Source organism: Streptomyces capitiformicae (assembly GCF_002214185.1).
GTDB classification, from domain to species: domain Bacteria; phylum Actinomycetota; class Actinomycetes; order Streptomycetales; family Streptomycetaceae; genus Streptomyces; species Streptomyces capitiformicae.
Genome location: NZ_CP022161.1, coordinates 4629927 through 4647393 on the forward strand (window position 1 = coordinate 4629927; position 17467 = coordinate 4647393).

At 69.7% G+C, this 17467-nt stretch carries 21 protein-coding genes and 2 pseudogenes; 13 read left to right on the forward strand and 10 right to left on the reverse strand.

Annotated elements, in window-relative coordinates:
* Window positions 1-49: 49 nt before the first annotated feature.
* The 4 genes and pseudogenes from CES90_RS20625 to CES90_RS20635 all read right to left on the reverse strand — a co-directional run.
* Window positions 50-775 (reverse strand): Clp protease N-terminal domain-containing protein, encoded by a 726-nt coding sequence (locus CES90_RS20625; RefSeq protein ID WP_189785542.1) that lies wholly within the window; start codon window positions 773-775, stop codon window positions 50-52.
* A gap of 68 nt (window positions 776-843) precedes the next feature.
* Entirely contained in the window at window positions 844-1095 is a 252-nt protein-coding gene (locus CES90_RS51290) for a LysE family translocator (protein ID WP_268257036.1), read from the reverse strand.
* The gene (locus tag CES90_RS51295) at window positions 1092-1493 is read right to left on the reverse strand and encodes a LysE family translocator (protein ID WP_268257037.1); all 402 of its coding nucleotides are present in this window, start codon (window positions 1491-1493) and stop codon (window positions 1092-1094) included. The genes CES90_RS51290 and CES90_RS51295 overlap by 4 nt, the downstream gene beginning before the upstream one ends.
* Before the next feature lie 404 nt (window positions 1494-1897).
* Window positions 1898-2342: pseudogene (locus tag CES90_RS20635) on the reverse strand (ABC transporter ATP-binding protein); the annotation flags it as partial.
* Between the two features lie 233 nt (window positions 2343-2575).
* Here CES90_RS20635 and CES90_RS20640 point away from each other — a divergent pair.
* Window positions 2576-3748 carry a DUF2786 domain-containing protein gene (locus tag CES90_RS20640; protein WP_189785543.1) on the forward strand — a complete coding sequence of 391 codons (1173 nt, stop codon included), beginning with the start codon at window positions 2576-2578 and terminating at the stop codon, window positions 3746-3748.
* A gap of 13 nt (window positions 3749-3761) precedes the next feature.
* Here the strand turns inward: CES90_RS20640 and CES90_RS20645 are convergent, their stop codons facing one another.
* The 4 genes from CES90_RS20645 to rpmB all read right to left on the reverse strand — a co-directional run bounded on the left by CES90_RS20645 (window position 3762) and on the right by rpmB (window position 5788).
* A complete protein-coding gene (locus CES90_RS20645) occupies window positions 3762-4319 on the reverse strand; it encodes a DUF4232 domain-containing protein (RefSeq protein WP_189785544.1) in 558 nt (185 codons plus the stop codon).
* A 157-nt stretch (window positions 4320-4476) separates the two neighbouring features.
* On the reverse strand, window positions 4477-5013 hold the full coding sequence (locus tag CES90_RS20650; RefSeq protein ID WP_189785545.1) for a hypothetical protein: 537 nt from the start codon (window positions 5011-5013) through the stop codon (window positions 4477-4479).
* A gap of 233 nt (window positions 5014-5246) precedes the next feature.
* Window positions 5247-5552 (reverse strand): 30S ribosomal protein S14, encoded by a 306-nt coding sequence (rpsN, locus tag CES90_RS20655; RefSeq protein WP_189785546.1) that lies wholly within the window; start codon window positions 5550-5552, stop codon window positions 5247-5249.
* A complete protein-coding gene (rpmB, locus tag CES90_RS20660; protein WP_189785547.1) occupies window positions 5552-5788 on the reverse strand; it encodes a 50S ribosomal protein L28 in 237 nt (78 codons plus the stop codon). Before rpmB ends, rpsN begins: the two co-directional genes overlap by 1 nt.
* A gap of 62 nt (window positions 5789-5850) precedes the next feature.
* On the opposite strand from rpmB, the gene rpmG reads away from it, so the two are divergent.
* The 5 genes from rpmG (at window position 5851) to CES90_RS20685 (ending at window position 8441) form a co-directional block, all read left to right on the forward strand.
* On the forward strand, window positions 5851-6015 hold the full coding sequence (gene rpmG / locus CES90_RS20665) for a 50S ribosomal protein L33 (RefSeq protein ID WP_189785548.1): 165 nt from the start codon (window positions 5851-5853) through the stop codon (window positions 6013-6015).
* Window positions 6016-6020: 5 nt separating this feature from the next.
* Window positions 6021-6272, forward strand: a complete 252-nt coding sequence (locus tag CES90_RS20670) for a type B 50S ribosomal protein L31 (protein ID WP_141570159.1) — start codon at window positions 6021-6023, stop codon at window positions 6270-6272.
* 5 nt (window positions 6273-6277) lie between these two features.
* On the forward strand, window positions 6278-7531 hold the full coding sequence (locus CES90_RS20675) for a CobW family GTP-binding protein (RefSeq protein WP_189785549.1): 1254 nt from the start codon (window positions 6278-6280) through the stop codon (window positions 7529-7531).
* Window positions 7532-7537: 6 nt separating this feature from the next.
* A complete protein-coding gene (rpsR, locus tag CES90_RS20680) occupies window positions 7538-7771 on the forward strand; it encodes a 30S ribosomal protein S18 (RefSeq protein WP_149829112.1) in 234 nt (77 codons plus the stop codon).
* A 403-nt stretch (window positions 7772-8174) separates the two neighbouring features.
* Complete coding sequence (locus tag CES90_RS20685; protein ID WP_189785550.1) at window positions 8175-8441, forward strand: DUF397 domain-containing protein; 267 nt, start codon at window positions 8175-8177, stop codon at window positions 8439-8441.
* A 72-nt stretch (window positions 8442-8513) separates the two neighbouring features.
* On the opposite strand, the gene CES90_RS20690 is transcribed toward CES90_RS20685, so the two are convergent.
* Window positions 8514-9011 (reverse strand): ATP-binding protein, encoded by a 498-nt coding sequence (locus CES90_RS20690; RefSeq protein WP_229914113.1) that lies wholly within the window; start codon window positions 9009-9011, stop codon window positions 8514-8516.
* Between the two features lie 363 nt (window positions 9012-9374).
* Between CES90_RS20690 and CES90_RS20695 the strand changes: the two genes are divergently transcribed.
* The 7 genes and pseudogenes from CES90_RS20695 (at window position 9375) to CES90_RS20725 (ending at window position 16998) form a co-directional block, all read left to right on the forward strand.
* Complete coding sequence (locus CES90_RS20695; protein WP_189785623.1) at window positions 9375-10199, forward strand: helix-turn-helix domain-containing protein; 825 nt, start codon at window positions 9375-9377, stop codon at window positions 10197-10199.
* Between the two features lie 145 nt (window positions 10200-10344).
* Complete coding sequence (locus tag CES90_RS20700; RefSeq protein WP_189785552.1) at window positions 10345-11805, forward strand: aldehyde dehydrogenase family protein; 1461 nt, start codon at window positions 10345-10347, stop codon at window positions 11803-11805.
* Window positions 11806-11870: 65 nt separating this feature from the next.
* Window positions 11871-12134: a type II toxin-antitoxin system prevent-host-death family antitoxin gene (locus tag CES90_RS20705; protein ID WP_189785553.1), complete on the forward strand. Its 264-nt coding sequence runs from the start codon at window positions 11871-11873 to the stop codon at window positions 12132-12134.
* Window positions 12135-12445: 311 nt separating this feature from the next.
* Complete coding sequence (locus CES90_RS20710; protein ID WP_189785554.1) at window positions 12446-13087, forward strand: PadR family transcriptional regulator; 642 nt, start codon at window positions 12446-12448, stop codon at window positions 13085-13087.
* 98 nt (window positions 13088-13185) lie between these two features.
* A pseudogene (locus tag CES90_RS20715) lies at window positions 13186-13637 on the forward strand (hypothetical protein).
* A 111-nt stretch (window positions 13638-13748) separates the two neighbouring features.
* Entirely contained in the window at window positions 13749-14936 is a 1188-nt protein-coding gene (locus CES90_RS20720) for a beta propeller repeat protein (RefSeq protein ID WP_189785555.1), read from the forward strand.
* Window positions 14937-15024: 88 nt separating this feature from the next.
* The gene (locus CES90_RS20725; RefSeq protein ID WP_229914114.1) at window positions 15025-16998 is read left to right on the forward strand and encodes a helix-turn-helix domain-containing protein; all 1974 of its coding nucleotides are present in this window, start codon (window positions 15025-15027) and stop codon (window positions 16996-16998) included.
* Between the two features lie 82 nt (window positions 16999-17080).
* On the opposite strand, the gene CES90_RS20730 is transcribed toward CES90_RS20725, so the two are convergent.
* Window positions 17081-17425 carry a hypothetical protein gene (locus CES90_RS20730; protein WP_189785557.1) on the reverse strand — a complete coding sequence of 115 codons (345 nt, stop codon included), beginning with the start codon at window positions 17423-17425 and terminating at the stop codon, window positions 17081-17083.
* Between the last annotated feature and the right edge of the window lie 42 nt (window positions 17426-17467).

Consider the following 17467-nt stretch of genomic DNA (forward strand, 5'->3'; position numbering starts at 1 on the left):
GGCTGATGGACGCGATGATGCCGAGGCGGCACGGTGGGGCGAAACCCTGTTACGCCTGTCCCTCCGTCAACGACCGCAACGCCTCCGCCACGTTCGCCTCGGTGGCCTCCTTGGTCACACCCAGCCCACTGAGCACTCCCTCCCCGTTCTCGAACTCAAGGAGGGCGAGAAGGATGTGCTCGGTGCCGATGTAGTTGTGCCCGAGTCGAAGCGCCTCACGGAAGGTGAGTTCGAGGACCTTCTTCGCATCGGCCCCGTACGGAATGAGCTCGGGCACCTCGGCGACAGTCGCCGGCAACTCCCCCAGCGCCGCCTCCCGCACCGCATCCAGCGAAACCCCCTGCGCCACGATCGCCTTGGCCCCGAGCCCCTCCGGCTCGGCGAGCAGCCCGAGAACCAGATGTGCCGGCACCCCTTCGGCGTTGCCCGCGTCCTTGCCCTCGTTGTGCGCGGCCATGACCACGTTGCGGGCCCGCGGGGTGTAACGGGCGAACCCCTGGTTGGGGTCGAGATCGTTCTCGGCCTTCGACACGAACCGCTTCTGTGCCGCCTGCCGAGTCACCCCCATGCTCTTGCCGATCTCCGTCCAGGACGCGCCCGACCGCCGCGCCTGGTCCACGAAGTGGCCGATCAGATGGTCGGCCACGTCACCGAGGTGGTCCGCGGCGATCACCGCGTCCTGAAGCTGGTCGAGCGGTTCCGGATGGACCTTCTTGATGGCTTCGATGAGGTCGTCGAGACGCACGGAAGCCGAAACTCGTGGGTTCGTCGTCATGTGTCAACCGTAGGTTGACAGCCCTCCATCGTCAACCCCGGGTTGACGCCCCGCGGTGTGAGCGCGCCTTACTTCGGCGCCGTAGCCAACCGCACCGCCAACCCCGCGAACACCGTCCCCGTGAAGATGTTCAGCCCCCGGGCCACCCGCCGACTGCGACGCAGCAGCTGGGACAGGCGGCCGGAGAGCAACCCGATCGTGCCGTCCCACAGGAAGCCCATCACCACGATGGTGACGCCGAGGACGAGGAGCTGCCCCGGCACACGCCCGAGGGACGGATCCACGAACTGCGGCAGGAACGCCACGTTGAAGAGGATCACCTTGGGGTTGAGCAGATTGGTGACCGCGCCCTGCCAGAACGCCGCCGCAGCCCCTGCCGGCTCTCCGCCACACCCCCCGTCCTCGCGCCCACGCTCTCCTCACCCAGCCCGGAGCGGTCCCGGAACGCCTTCACCGCGAGGTACAGCAGATACGCCGCCCCCAGCCACCGCAGCACGTAATAGAGCACCGGCAACGTCTCGAACAGCGCCGAAAGCCCCAGCATCGCGGCCACCGAGTGCACGAGCATGGCGCCCGCCACACCCGCCGCGGCCATCACCCCGGCCGCCGGCCCACCCCGCCCCCCGACGGCCACGATGAACATCATGTCGGGCCCCGGAGTGGCACAGAGAGCGAAGGCTGCGACGAGAAACGCTACGTAGAGATGTGCATCGACCATGAAGGCCATGCTTGGCCGCCCCGCCCAGAGGGGGCAACCCAAATTCACCCACCAAAACGCCTGTTGGGGTGTTTCCGGGTACGGGGATGTACCAATCTGCGGCTCCGCCGCTCACCCTCACACCCCCAAAAGCCCCAACGCCCCCACCACCCCCGCCAGATTCACGAAAGTCACCGCCGCACCCAACACGACCCCCACCACAACGCCCAACGAGGCCTCACCGACCACAACCCGCAGCACCCGCCCCTGCGTAGCCCCCGCCAGCCGCGGTGACCGCAGCTCCGCGCCCCGCGCGGACGTGGCCATGAGCAACGTCCCGGCCGGCGAAATCCCGGCATACACAAGGGCGATACCCAGCACCACGAAGAACCCGAGCCGCGTCCGCGCCCCCGTACCCGGCCGGTTCGCCCCGGGCGGTGCCCGGCCCGCTCGGCCGGCCCCACCCGGGCCGGCGCCTGCCCCACCGCCCCGCGCGAGGGCCGCCGGCCGGCGAGGCGCAGCGGCAGGGCGACGTTCTGCGCGGCGGTCAGGGAGGGGAGCAGATTGAAGGCCTGGAACACGAGACCGATCCGCTCCCGGCGCAACAGCGTCAGCCGCCCCTCACTCATCCCGCCCAGCTCGACCCCGTCGACGCACACCGTCTGGCCCGACGGCCGGTCCAGCGCGGCCGCACACTGCAACAGCGTCGACTTCCCCGACCCCGAGGGCCCCCATCACCGCCGTGAACGTCCCGGCCACGCAGTCGAGATCCACTCCGTCGAGGGCGACGACATCCCCGTACGAACGCCGCAGTCCCCGCACACGCACGGCCGCGAACCCGGCCGCCTCATCCACCTCTGTCCTGGTCATGCCCACCAGCGAACCGCCCCCGGCCCGCCCGCACACGACCACTGGCGGGCGTCTCGGGGGTATGCCCAGCCCTAGGGGGTGCTTTGAAAGTCCCGCACAGCACCCACGGCGCCCGGCACGCCGAGGCCACGCACCGGCTGTGACACCAGCCGCTGCCGCGGCGGGCGCGGGCACCGCACAGGACTTTCAAAGCACCCTCTACCGCCCCGCTCACCCATGACACGATCGAACACGTGAGTACGACCAGCACGGTGGACCGCGCCTTCGAGGCGGCCCTCTACGCCGACACCGACGCCGCCCTGGACACGGGCGCCTCGCTGCTCGCCGCCGACCCGGCGGCCGACGCGGAACTCGCCCGGCGGGGGCGGGAGTTCGTCGCCGGGGCCTGGCGGCGCGGCTGGCAGCCCGCCGACGTCGTACGGTTCGTACGGCGCGAGCTGGAAGACGCACACGTACGACTCCTCGCGCGGCTCATCGTCGAGGAGACCGAGCGAGCCACCGAGCAGCCGTCGCCGAGCCCCCGCTGGGCCGCGCAGCTCGACGAGGTCAGGGCACTGCACGAGCCGGACACCGCGCCGCGCACCGACCGGTTCTCCCACGCCACCGCCGCCCTGGAGCTGTACCGCCTGCTCCTGCGCCTGCCCACCCTCGAACCCCTGGACCGCCCACAGGGCCCCGCCACCACGGCCCACCACCCCGAGTCCCGCATGCTCACCCGTATCCGTGGCCTCCTCGCCAAGGCGGAGGCCACGGACTTCCCGGAGGAGGCGGAGGCGCTCAGCGCGAAGGCGCAGGAGCTGATGGCGCGGCACAGCATCGACGAGGCGCTGCTCGCCGCCCGTACCCACGCCAAGGACGCGCCCGGCGCCTGCCGTATCGGCGTCGACCCGCCGTACGAGACGGCCAAGGCGGTACTCCTCGACGCGGTCGCCCGGGCCAACCGCTGCGAGGCCGTCTGGAACGAGCCCCTCGGCTTCTCCACGGTCGTCGGTTTCGAGCCCGACCTGGAGGCGGTCGAACTCCTCTTCACCTCACTCCTCGTCCAGGCCACCACCGCGATGACCAAGGCGGAGGCGGCCCAGCGCAAGGGGGGACGCAAGCGGACCAAGACCTTCCGGCAGTCGTTCCTGGCCGCCTACGCCCACCGGATCGGCGATCGGTTGGCGGAGGTCGCCGAGGCCCAGGTGGCCGAAACCGCCGAAGCCGCCGCAACCGGTGCAGAGGACGCGGGCGACCTGCTCCCCGTCCTCGCCGCCCGCGACGTAGCCGTACGTGACCACTTCACCCATATGTTCCCGGACACCGTCACCACCCGCGTACGAGGCGTCACCGACGCCGCCGGCTGGCGACAGGGCGCGGAGGCGGCGGACCGGGCCCAGGTGGGGGTCCGGCCGAGGCTGCCGTGAGCCGCTGAGGCGGTCAGTCGCCTGCGGGAAGGAAGGGCCCCACTGTCGCGTCCAACTCGTCCGCGGACTTGAGCGCGACCTCGGGGTCCGGCCACTTGAAGCTGTTCACCTTGCTGTCTCCGGGCAGGGCGAACTTCAACTGGTCCACCGCGGCGCTCTTCTCCGCGTCGTCCGCGGCCCCGCGTACGTACGAGATCGTGAAGGTCATCGACTGATCAGCCTCCAGCGTCAGCTCCGTGTCCCGCGACGCGCCCTCCTGCGGCTGGAGCGTCCAGGAGGAGTCACCGGCGGTCAGTTCGACACCGGCGATGCCCTTCAGCGTGCAGGCGGCGCCGCTCTTGTTGGTGACGGTGACCGGCACGGCACCCTCGTCACCGGCGGCCGGGGCGGCGCTGCTGGGCCCGACCTCGAAGTCGGCCTGCGCGGCCGTACAGGCGTTCCCACTCTCGGTGGTCGGGGCGGCACTGGTCTTGCTGTCGTCACCCCCGCCGTCCCCGTCACCACTGCTACAGGCGGTCAGCGTGAGGGCCGCGAGGAGGGCGGCGGCGAAGGCGGTCGGAGCGGTGCGCATGGGGTTCCCGTGAGGTTCGTGGCTGTCGCAGCGCGTGGTGGTGTGACAGCCGGTGATGGTGTGAAAGTGCGAACGGGCCGCGGAACCCGGAGGTTCCGCGGCCCGCCCGACACATGATCTACGATCCGCGGCTCGCCGTAGGCATGATCTACGACATCTACGACCCGGCGCTCGCCGTCGGCAGATCCGCCGTCAGGTCCGTCGGCAGCCCCGAGGGCAGCGTCCCCTCCGCCTTCTGGAACGTCTCCTTGCCGACGCCGCCCTCCCACGTGACCGTGAGGGACTTGGCGTCGACGGAGTCGACCATGCCGGAGGCGCGGTCGTCGTTGCCGTCGGTGCACTTGAGGCTGATCATCTGCATGTTCCCCGAGTCGGAGACCTTGCCGCTGCACACCGAGCCGCCCGCGACGAAGACCGCGGCCTCGTCGCCGTTGACGAACAGGCCGACCGCCTTGCCGCCGGTCGTGGCCAGCCAGTTGCCCTGCAGTTCGGTCTCGGCGCCGGAGGAGCCGCCGTCGCCCTCCGCGCTCTCCGTCGCCGTCGGGGCGGCCGACGACTCCTTGGCGTCGGAGTCGGCCTCGTCACCGCTGCTGCATCCGGTCAGCACGAGTGCGGCCGCCAGCCCGGCCGCCGCGGCCGCGACGCGCATGCGCCGGCGGGCCGAGGTCGCCCGCGTCGCGGTCCTTGCCGTCATCGCCGTAGTCACTGGAAGTCTCCCAAAGGTCTGGCCGGATCCGGTCGCCGGGGCGACAGCGGCAAGCTACCAGGAGTAGCTCTGCGAAAGACGGCCGGGAACTGTCAGGAACTGTGAGGACCACCCACGGGAACCGTGACGACCACTGACGACGACTTACGGCGACTTACGGCGACTGACGACGACTTACAGCGACTGACGACGACTCACGACGACCAGAGACTCGCGCGTTCCTACCAGGACGACTTGCGCACCCCTGGAAGGAATCCGGCGTGCGCCTGCTCCCGCAGACTCACCCGGGACAGCCCGAACGTGCGGAAGTAACCGCGGGGCCGCCCGTCGACCTGGTCCCGGTTGCGTACGCGGGTGGCGCTGGCGTCACGCGGCTGCCGGCTCAGCTCCCGCTGGGCGGTGGCACGTTCGGCGTCCGTGGAGGACGGGCGCCGGATGATCTCCTTCAGCTCGGCCCGCCGCTCGGCGTACCGCGCGACGATCTCCTGCCGCTTCTCGTTCTTCGCGATCTTGCTCTTCTTCGCCATCAGACCTTCACCCCTCGCGCCCGGATCCGGGCCACGGCGGCCTCGACGCCGATGACGTCCACGGTCTTGATCCCCTTGGCGCTCAGCCGGAGGCGTACGTGGCGGTTCTCGCTCGGCAGCCAGTAGCGCTTTGACTGGATGTTCGGGTCGAAGCGGCGGGACGTGCGCCGGTGGGAGTGCGAGATGCGGTTGCCGAAGCCGGGCTGGGCGCCGGTCAGCATGCAGTGGGCGGACAAGGTGATGTACCTCTCTCTTCCGCGGTTGTGTAAATGGAATTCGTTTTCAGTAAGGTACCAGCATGGCACGCAACGAACTCCGTCCGGTCATCAAGCTCCGGTCCACGGCCGGCACCGGATACACGTACGTCACGCGCAAGAACCGCCGGAACGACCCGGACCGCCTGGTGCTGCGCAAGTTCGACCCGATGGTCGGCCGCCACGTCGACTTCCGAGAGGAGCGCTGACCGCGATGAAGAAGGACATCCACCCGTCGTACGGGCCCGTCGTCTTCCGGGACCGCGCCGCGAACCACGCCTTCCTCACCCGCTCGACCATGACGAGCGAGAAGACGATCGAGTGGGAGGACGGCAACACGTACCCCGTGGTCGACGTCGAGATCTCGAACGTCAGCCACCCCTTCTACACGGGCACCGCGCGCGTGTTGGACACCGCGGGGCGCGTGGAGAAGTTCGAGAAGCGGTACGGGAAGAAGCGGGGCTGACCGACGTGACCCAGCTGTCTGTCGCGATCGTCGGCGGGCTGCACGCCGATGCCCGGCGGGCCGCCGTCGAGACGCTGCTCGCCGGGGTCCCGGGCAGCGTCGCGCTGCACCACGACCTCACCACCGCCATCGACGGCCCCGACGCCAAGGTCGTCCGGACCGTACGGGACGCGGCGGGTCTCATCTCCACCGGCGAGACCCCCCTCGTCAACGACTGCGCGTGCTGTGCCCTCCGCGAGGACCTGGTCCCCGAGCTGGAACGGCTCGCGGACGCGGGCCTCACCCGCCTCGCCGTCGTCGAACTGTGGGACTCGGTGGAGCCCAAGGCCATGGCCGAGGTGGTAGCGGCGAGCGGACTGCGGCTCACCTCGGTCATCACGGCCGTGGACCCCGCCCTCCTCCTTCCCTACCTCGGCAACGGCGACGACCTGGCCGAACGCGGCCTCGCCGCCGCTACCACCGACCAACGCACGGTCGCCGACACCTTCGCCCGCCAGCTGGAGTACGCCCCGGTCCTGGCAGTCCTGGACTCGGAGGAGGCCGACGACGAGGACAGGGCGCTGCTGGCTCAGCTGCATCCGACGGCGCAGAGGGTGCCCATCGGCAGCTGGGCCCGCGTTGAAAGGGGCGCGGGGCAGTATCCATCTGCGGCTCCGCCGCGGGGCGCGACCAGCCACGACGCACCCGCACCCGACAATGCGCCGCACCCGCAACGGCGCTCCCCGGCCCTGCTCGCGGCAGCGTTCGCCGGTTTCGACGTGGACGCCGCCGCAGCAGCCCAACACCCCGCCTCCGCCCTCCTCCCCACAGACGCCGACGAACACGGCGTCACCACCCTCGTCTGGCACCGCCACCGCCCCTTCCACCCGGAACGGCTGTACGCCGCGCTGGAAGACCTCTGTTGCGCCGCCGCCCGCAGCCGCGGCCGCTTCTGGCTGGCCGAACGTCCCGACACCCTGCTGTACTGGGACGCGGCCGGCGGCGCCCTCTGCGTGGAGTCGGTCGGCCCCTGGCTCGCCTCTCTGCCGGACGCGGCCTGGGACATGGTCCCGCCGGTACGCCGGGCCGCGGCTGCCCTCGACTGGCATCCGGAACACGGCGACCGCTGCCAGCACCTGGTCTTCACCTCGCCCGGCCTGGACCGCGACGGACTCGAACAACTCCTGGAGTCCTGCCTGCTCACCGACGCCGAGTACGCCGCCGGACGCGACGCCTGGGAACGGCTGCCGCGCCCCTTCGACACCTTCCTGGAGGTCTGACCCACCATGGCCCGCAAGCCGGAGCGCAAGCCCGCCAAGTCCCGCCCCAATCCGCTGGACCAGGCCAAGATCACGTACATCGACTACAAGGACACCGACCTGCTGCGCCGGTTCATCTCCGACCGCGGCAAGATCCGCAGCCGCCGGGTCACCCGGGTCTCCGCCCAGCAGCAGCGACAGCTCGCCCGCGCCATCAAGAACGCCCGGGAGATGGCCCTTCTGCCGTACTCCTCCCGCTGACCGGCCCCGTCGCAGGCACCCCGTACCGCTCCAGTAACACCTCCGCACCACCTCCGCACCACCCCCTCACCACCCCCTCACCACCCCCCACCCGGCCCCGGGGAGGTCCCACCGCCTCCCCGGGGCCGAACGCTTTCCGCCAACTTCCGGACACCGATGGAACAGGAAAGCCGCCCTGTACGTCTCACCAGTGCGGTAACCGCGGGAACACTCCTCGTGCACGTGCATCTGCTCGTGCACATGCCCATGCATGTGCTCACGCATTGGCATGTGAACGGGGCTATGATCCGTGGCAGTTGACCACTGCATCAACGGCCACATCAGAGCCAGCGCGCATCAACGCACAGCAAATGCGCACCGACGCGCACCGACGCACACCAATGCACCACCCGGGGAGCGACCTGTGGACCACGACGTGTACGGCGTGGATGACGTGTACAACGGCATGGCCGCGACGGAGCTCAGCGAGCTCCACGCGGTGGTCTGGCGGAAGAGCCGGCACAGCAACTCGCAGGGGAACTGCGTGGAGTTCGCGCGGCTGCCCGGCGGTGACGTGGCGGTGCGGAACTCGCGCTTCCCGGACGGCCCGGCGCTGGTCTACACGCGCGCCGAGATAGAGGCGATGCTCCTGGGCGTCAAGGACGGCGAGTTCGACCACCTCATCGCATAACGCCCGCTCGCCCTCGGGGCGTTGGCGAGGTGACACGCGTAGAACCGCAGCGCCGAAAAGCGCCGCAGTTCATCAGCGGGTCGAGGCGTTGCCCGGAGCCGGTGGCACCGGAGGCACCTGGAACAGCGCCCACACCACCTTGCCGCTGAGCGTGCCGGCCAGCGGGTGCCAGCCCCAGCTGTCCGCGAACGAGTCGACCAGGAACAGCCCGCGCCCCGACTCCGCCGAGAAGTCGTCCGAGTCGCGAGCGACCGGGGTGTCGTGGCTGGGGTCGCGCACCGCGCACACCAACCGCTCGGTCCAGCGCATCAGATGCAGCCGCACCGGCGGGTCCTGGACGAGGCCGCTCATGGGGGGCAGGCCGTGCCGCAGGGCATTGGTGACGAGTTCCGAGACCACGAGACAGACGTCGTCGAAGCGGTCGCCCATCTGCCACTGGTCGAGCGTGCCCCGGGTGAACCGTCTTGCCTCCCGCACCGCTTCGTAGCGGGGCGGCAGCGCGCAGGACGCGGCGTTGGACACGGTCGCGGGATCGAGTGGCGGAAGTCCCTGCCGTAAGGGTTCGAGCATGGTCGATCCATTCGTCCCCATGCGAGGCACTCCCCGTGATCGATCGCGGTCGTTGCGAGGCAGCAGCGGTGTCGCGGGACCATGGTTTCCGATGCGTAGAGCAGATGCAAGGGCAGATGCACGTGCACGCGCCCGAAATGGACACGCACATACCGCTTCCTGAACATTTCTTCTGTCACCTTCTTCCGCGGGCTGGGCATTGACTCGTCGCCACTCACGCCTCACTTGTTGAAGGCTTTCCATTTCTGTAACCGGGCGAGTGCGGATCGGAGTGGATTAGTGGCAGACTTCGGCCCTTGAAGAAGTTGGGGAGGCTGGACGAACGTGGGCGCCGGTGAATCGAGCGGGTCGGTGGTGAGGCGGATGCTGCTGGGCTCGCATCTCAGGCGGCTGCGCGAGGCGCAGGGGATCACCCGGGAGAAGGCCGGGTACTCGATCCGCGCCTCCGAGTCGAAGATCAGTCGTATGGAACTCGGCCGGGTCAGCTTCAAGACCCGTGACGTGGAGGACCTGTTGACCCTCTACGGCGTCACCGACGAGTCCGAGCGCACCTCGCTGCTCTCCCTCGTCAAGGAGGCGAACGTCGCCGGCTGGTGGCACAGCTATTCGGACGTGCTGCCCAGCTGGTTCCCCACCTACGTCGGCCTGGAGGCCGCCGCACACCTCATCCGGTCGTACGAAGTCCAGTTCGTGCACGGCCTGTTGCAGACCGAGGCGTACGCGCACGCCGTCGTCGCCCGGGGCATGAAGAGCGCGAGCGACGCCGAGATCGACAAGCGGGTGGCCGTGCGCATGGAGCGCCAGAAGTATCTGGTGGCCGAGAGCGCCCCCGAGTTCCACTGTGTCCTCGACGAGGCCGCGCTGCGCCGCCCGTACGGTGACCGTGAAGTGATGCGGGGTCAGCTCCAGTATCTGATCGACATCTCGGAGCGCCCGAACGTACGGCTCCAGGTCATGCCGTTCGGCTTCGGCGGCCACTCCGGCGAGAGCGGCGCCTTCACGGTGCTGAGCTTCCCGGAGTCCGACCTCTCCGACGTCGTCTACCTCGAACAGCTCACCAGCGCGCTGTACCTGGACAAGAAGGAAGACATCACCCAGTACGAACGGGCGATCGAGCGACTTCAGGACGACAGCCCGTCCCCGGCGGAGAGCCGGGATCTGCTCAGGGGGCTGCTGCAGCTGTCCTGAAGGCGTTCCGGACAGCTGTCCTGAAGATCGCCGAACGCCCTGTGAGTCTTCACGGAGTCCCCCCGGTTACTCTCCGGCTCCCTTTGGCCGCAAGTACGATGACGGGTGATCAATCGCTGATCGATGCCGACTGATTGAGGATCACATGGCGTCCTACTTCACCGACCTGGCCCAGCAGTACATCGACGGCGAGTGGCGCCCGGGTACGGGGTCCTGGGAGATCATCGACGTCAACCCGTACGACGGCGAGAAGCTGGCCGCGATCACCATAGCCACGGTGGAGGAAGTCGATCAGGCCTACCGCGCCGCCGAGCGGGCCCAGAAGGAATGGGCCAAGGTCAACGCCTACGCGCGTCGCGCGGTCTTCGAGAAGGCCCTGCGCATCTTCGAGGAGCGAGAGCAGGAGCTCGCCGAGGTGATCATCGCCGAGCTCGGCGGCACGCACCTCAAGGCCGGCTTCGAGCTGAACCTCGCCAAGGAGTTCCTGCGCGAGTCGGTCCAGCTGGCGTTGCGCCCCGAGGGCCGGATCATCCCCTCGCCGATCGACGGCAAGGAGAACCGCCTCTACCGGGTGCCGGTCGGCGTCGTGGGAGTCATCAGCCCCTTCAACTTCCCCTTTCTCCTCTCCCTCAAGTCGGTCGCCCCGGCTCTCGCCCTCGGCAACGGCGTGGTGCTGAAGCCGCACCAGAACACCCCGATCACCGGCGGCTCGCTCGTCGCGAAGATCTTCGAGGAGGCGGGCCTGCCGGGCGGCCTCCTCAACGTCGTCATCACCGACATCGCCGAGATCGGCGACGTCTTCCTCGAGCACCCGGTCCCCAAGCTGATCTCCTTCACCGGCTCCGACAAGGTCGGCCGCCACGTCGCCACCGTCTGCGCCTCGCACTTCAAGCGCTCGATCCTCGAACTGGGCGGCAACAGCGCGCTGGTGGTCCTGGACGACGCGGACGTCGACTACGCCGTCGACGCCGCCGTCTTCTCGCGGTACGTCGACCAGGGCCAGGTCTGCATGGCCGCCAACCGGGTCCTGGTCGACCGGTCGATCCAGGCAGAGTTCACCGAGAAGTTCGTGGCCAAGGTGAAGACCCTGAAGGTCGGCGACCCGCGCGACCCGCAGACGGTCATCGGCCCGGTCATCAACTCCTCCCAGGCCGAATCCGTCTCGGCCGTGGTCGAGCAGGCGATCGCGGAGGGCGCCACGGCACTCGTCCACGGCACGACCACCGACAACCTGGTCGAGCCGTCCGTCCTCATCGACGTCCCGGCCGACTCCGCCCTCCTCAAGCAGGAAATCTTCGGTCCCGTCGCCTTCCTCATCCCCTTCGACGGGGAGGAGGAGGCCGTCCGCATCGTCAACGACACCCCGTACGGCCTCAGCGGCGCGGTCCACACCGGTGACATCGAGCGCGGCGTCAACTTCGCCAAGCAGATCGACACCGGCATGTTCCACGTCAACGACGGCACCGTCCACGACGAGCCCCTCGTCCCCTTCGGCGGGGAGAAGCACTCCGGCATCGGCCGCCTGAACGGCGACACCACGGTCGACGCCTTCACCACCCAGAAGTGGATCTCGGTCCAGCACGGCCGCAGCTTCTTCCCGTTCTGACGGCCGTCCCGGCCCGGACGAGGCGAGCTCGAAAACGGACATGCATCTGGCTGCACACGAGATGCATGTCTGCCACGTGTCCCATTGCGGAGGCGCGGGGCAAGCTCGGTGAACTCGCTCGCCGGGCTGCTCAGCACGAGCACATCACGTTGACCGATCGCGGCGTTCCGGCTGCCGTCATCGTCTCTCCCGCCGAGTTGGAGGACCTTGAGGACGCTCTCGCGCTCGCCCGCCTGGAGCGTGATCGCGCCCTTGGGCGGGCTGGGACTCCCCTACCGCATGACGAGGCCCGCCGCGCGCTGCTCGACGCGGCGGGGAGGAGCGAGTGACCTGGCGCGCCGTGGGAGCCCGCGGCGCTCAACGCGGCCGCGGGGCACCTCAAAGACGATCCGCGGAGCGTCGATGAGCTGCTGCGGGCCACTGACCAACTGGCGGAAGACGAACGGCCTGACGGATCCCGTGCCTGGGGTGCCGAACATCGCCGCCTTCATTACGGCCCCTGGCGCATCCTCAACCGACTCGATCCGGATGCGCGCACCTTGCACATCGAGCACGTCGGCCGTACCGGCGCTTGACCTGGGCCTGGCTGCGACCTGGGGCGGCGCGCCGGGACATGGGTTCGCGGCCTAACCTGGACCCCATGTCAGCGATCCGTCTCCTCGTGCTCGGCGCCGTGCGCCAGCACGGGCGGGCCCACGGCTACCAGGTGCGCAACGACCTGGAGTACTGGGGCGCGCACGAGTGGTCCAACGCCAAGCCCGGCTCGATCTACCACGCCCTGAAACAGATGGCGAAACAGGGCCTGCTGCACGCGCACGAGATCGCCCCGTCCACCGCCGGCGGACCACCCCGCACCGAGTACGAGATCACGGAGCAGGGCACCGAGGAGTTCCGCAAGCTGCTGCGCGAGTCCCTCACCGCCTACGACCAGAAGCCGGACGTGCTCTCCGCCGCGCTCGGCTTCATGGTCGACCTCGACCGTGAGGAGGTCCTCGAACTCCTCGAAGAGCGCGTGCGGACCATCGAGGAGTGGCGCAAGTCCGTCACCGAGTACTACACGCCCGAGGAGGGCCCCGCCGAGCTCGGCCACATCGGCGAGATCATGAACTTCTGGGTCACCTCCGCCGACACCGGTGCCCAGTGGACCCGCGGCCTCATCGAACGCATCCGCGGCGGCGCCTACACCTTCGCAGGCGAGGGCGAGCCCTTCATCGGCGTCCTGGGGGAGGGCCAGGAGAACCCGTACGCGACGGGAGAGCGGCATCCGGAGGACAAGCGCTGAGAGCGTAGCCGCACGCGCATAACCGCATACGCGCATAACCGCATACGCGCATAACCGCATACGCGCATAACCGCATACGCGCATAACCGCATACGCGCATGACCGCATACGCGCTGACCGATTCCTGGACCCATGACCCGCCGCGAACTCGCCCACTGGGCACGCCAACCGGTGCGGTTGCTCGTCGGGCCTGGAGGGCATCCTGCTCGCCGTCACCCAGGCTCGTGGCCGATCGATCGCGGACGTGCTCCGGTCGGCGCCGGGCCTCGCCGTCCTCATCGGCGTCGCCCGGTCGGCGCCGGGCCTCGCCGTCCTCATCGGCGTCGCGTACGCGCTCGGCCGGCGCGCGCACGACGGGCCGGGCCCCTTCCTCGGAGCCGTGGGGGTCGAGTGGAATCCGATGTCCCACACCGCCACGGCCGTCCGGGACCTCTTCGGCGCCCAAGGCGGCGAACCCGGCCACGCCTGGGCCGCCATTGCCTGGCCCCTGGCCCTGCTGGCCGTCCTCTTCCCACTGGCGGTACGGCGGTTCGCGCGGCTGAGCAAGTAGTACGGCGGGGGTGCGCATCGAGCCCGGAAAATCCGTGCGGGCGGGAGTGGAACCCGAAGCCGGTGAGCGGTGTACCAGAAATAGTGCAGGTCATCGCGGATCGGGGGATCCATGAACGTACGTCGATTGCAGTGCGCCTTGGCCGTAGTGGCGCTGATGGTCCTTCTCGTCGTGTCGGCATGCGGCACGAGCGAGCCATCGCATCAGAGGTCGGGCTCGAACCCACCTCTGCTCCGCATTCCCTCCGCCACCGTCCTCCCCGGCGCCTCCCACACCGTCGCCTTCGCGGCGGACGGCAGCGGCTTCACCCTCCGGGCCGAGTGCACCCGGACCCGCTGCCGACAGCACGTCGCCGTGCTCGACGCCGACGCGGGGGAGTGGCGCCGGGTCACCTCCCCGCTGCCGGACATCACGGGCGACCTCGGCATCACCGCGGGCCTGACCGTACTGGGCCCGGATCGCGCCCTGATAGAGGAGGGCAGGGCATTCCGCGGCGGGCCCGACCGCACCTGGTTCACCGCCGACGGCGGCCGCACCTGGAAGTCCGGTACGACGAAGCCGACGGGCACGACAGCGACCGTGCCGAAGGGCGCGGCCCTGGCAGAGGAATGCGTGCAGCCGGACCCTGCCGACGTCAACTCGTGTCTCCGCAACAGACTGCTCGTCGTCATGCCGGACACGGGCGAACACCGAGTCCTGGACAGCCGACCATCCCTGAAGGGCCTCGTACACCCCGCCGGTGACCTCGCGCTCGTGCCGGGCGGGTCGGACACCCTGTTCGTGGCGGGTGAGACCCCCGACTCCGGCCTGCCCACCCTCGCCCTCAGCGAGGACCGGGGCCGCACCTGGCGCACGACCCGAATGGCCGGCGCCGCCAAGGACGGCTGGAACCCTTGGGTGGTGGCGGGTGGGGGCGAGCTGTACGCGGTTCAGTCCGGCCAACTGCCCAGCCACGAGGGCGTGAAGAACGGTCTGCTGGCCATCCACGCCAGCGCCGACGGGGGAGACACCTGGACCCGGATCTGGCGCTACCGCAAGGGAGTCGAGCCCCTGTCGGCCCTGAGTCTCCTCGCCGCCGACGACGGCAGCCTCACCGTGTACGGCGAGTCCGGCACCTGGCTCAGCGCCGACCGGGCCCGCACGTTCCACCCCGTCACCCGGTCCCGAGGCCCGGCGGGCTCCGTCGAGCAGACCCCGATCGGCTGGCTCTGGTGCGACAGCTACGGGGGCGGCCACTGCCGAATATCGGCCGACGGAATCCACTGGCAGGACTTCCACATCGGCAAGGACCAGGACTGAGGCTGCCCTCTTGATGCGGCTAATGTGCCCCAGGGGGTCCACAGGCACCAGAGCGGAAGGGAAGGCGAAGTTGCCCACCCTTGAGTACTTGATCAATGACAGCCCTCGGCTGCGGCTGCGGTTCCTTCAGCCCGGCCACAGCTCACGCTTTGGCGGGACCAGGGTCACCGAGGTCGTCGTACGGCCGGTGAGCGACCTTCCGCACGCGCTCACGGACTCCTCGATCGAGAACGGGACGCTGTTGCTGGTCTCCTTGGACTCGCCCCATCCGTCACGGGCCACGGACCGGACCATCGAGCACCTGATCCGGCTTCTGGCCCGGCGCAAGGCGGCTGGGCTCGTGCTGGGCACTCCCGGGCACAATCTCCAGCCCTTCCCGGAGGCCACTCTGGCGGTCGCCAACAGCCTTGGGCTCCCCCTGCTGACGACCTCCGCGGACACCACCGCGTGGGCCCGCGTCAACGAGGAACTGCGGCTGCGGCGCGCCGAGTTCGCGGAGCGGCAGGTCGAGCACCTCGACGGTCTCCTCAACCGTCTGCCGACCAGGCTCGCCGACCCCACCGCGATGCGGCGCATCGTCGACTGGCTCTCCGAGGCCCTGGACGCCGAGGTCCTCGTCACCTCGGCCCGGCGCGGTGTACTCGCGGCCGCGCCGGACAGCGCACCGGCCGGGCTGGCCCACGCCGTCATCACCGGGACCCACACGGCCACAGCCCCGGCGCCGGGCGTCCCGGCCGGCACCATGCACACCCGGATCGTGTCCCTCAGCCCCGGCTCTCCCGGCGCCGATGACGAGGCGCGCCTGGCCATCGCCTCCCACAACGCCTTCGACACGGCGGCCGCCGCGCTGATCCAGCACGCGGCGAAACTCCTGGGGCTGTGCGACCAGGCCCGCCGGGAACACCAGGCCATGGTCGAAACACCGCGATCGGTACGGCACGCCGCGTTCCAACTGCTCATGCGCGGCGAGACGGTTCTGGCCCAGGTCGTCTACACGGGGGCCGCGCAAGCGCTGCTGGACACAGACACCGCCCGTGTCTTCGTGGTCGACACGGGACCACAGGACCGAGAGGCCACCCTGCGGTGGTGTGAGACAACCCTGGCCGAACAAGCCCTCGTGGCACCCTGCCCGGGCAAGCCGAAGCACATCCTCGTTCTCGAACCCGTCGGCCCCCTCGACTCCTTCGACCCGACACACGAGAACGATCGTGTGGAGACGGTCCTGAGAGACCTGATCGCGGCACGCCAGGGCCATCTGCTGGGCCAGAGCCGATCCCACCGTCTCCCCGAGATAGCGAACGGCTATCGGGAGGCGCTGACCGCGGTGGCCGACGCGGCCATGACCCCGCACCGGATCAGCCTGGGCGGATCCGAGGCGAAGTTCGCCCCGCTGCTGCCCAGGAGAGAGGCCAGAGCCTGGGCCGCCGACCTCATGGCCCCGCTGCTCGACGCCTTCCCGGGCCGGGGCGACGAGCAGAAGATGCTGCTCGAAACCCTCCCGACCGCCTTGAGTTTCAAGCACACCGAAGCCGCGGGCGGCCTCGGTGTCCACCGGAACACGGTCACCCAGCGGCTGAACAGAGCGGGCAAGATCCTCTCCCTCGACCTCCGCGGCTCGGCCAACGACCGCATCCTGGTCCTCCTCGCCCTCGACATACTGGCCCTGCCGAACACGGACGACGGCACGGACGACAATGCGCCGTCCCCGATCAACGCCCCCGACTTCGCCGCCCTGATGATGAGGGGAGCCGCTGACGGCACGGTCAAGTCCTGGGCGGAGGAGCGGCTTCGCCCCGTACAGGCCGATCAGCGGGATCTCGTCGAGACCCTCTGCGTATGGCTGGAACACAACCTCAGCACCAAGCAGGCGGCCCGCGCCCTGGCCCTGTCCGAAGCCACCATCCGTAACCACACGCGGGACGCGGCCGCCCTCCTCGGCATGGACTTCTCCACGAAGATGGTCGGAGTCCATGACACCGACGTCGTGACCGTGGCAGACATCGCACTCGCCCTGCATGTCCTGCTCGGCCGCCCCGCCCTGACCCAACCGATCCGCCCCTGACCCTCCGCCGGGGTGAGCCTCCGCACGTGCCCCAACACATGCGCAGGCGGTCCTGACGCTCACGGTTGTCCCGGTGGCCGGCTCACGAGGCCGGCTTGTTCACCCGCCACAGGACGAGACGAGCGCCCTCGGCTCCGGCGCGCGGATGGTGAACATGGTTCGCCGGCCGCATCCACAACTCGCCCGCCCGATGCTCCCTGCCGTCCTCGTCGACGATGCTGCCCGCGACGATGTGGGCGGCCTCGGAGAAGTCCTCGTGCAGGCATTCGTGGCTCTCCGAGTCGGGCGGCCACACCACCAGGTGAGCGGTGAACCTGCCGCCGTCGCCCGCGAAGAGGGGCACGATCGACAGCTGCGAGCCGTCCACCCCCTTCAACGCGGTGCTGATGCTGGCGAACGAGACACCCTCGACGTTCCTCTGGGTCAAGGAAGTTCCTTTCCTGGGGGTGCGAAGGCCCGAGAGGTGTCA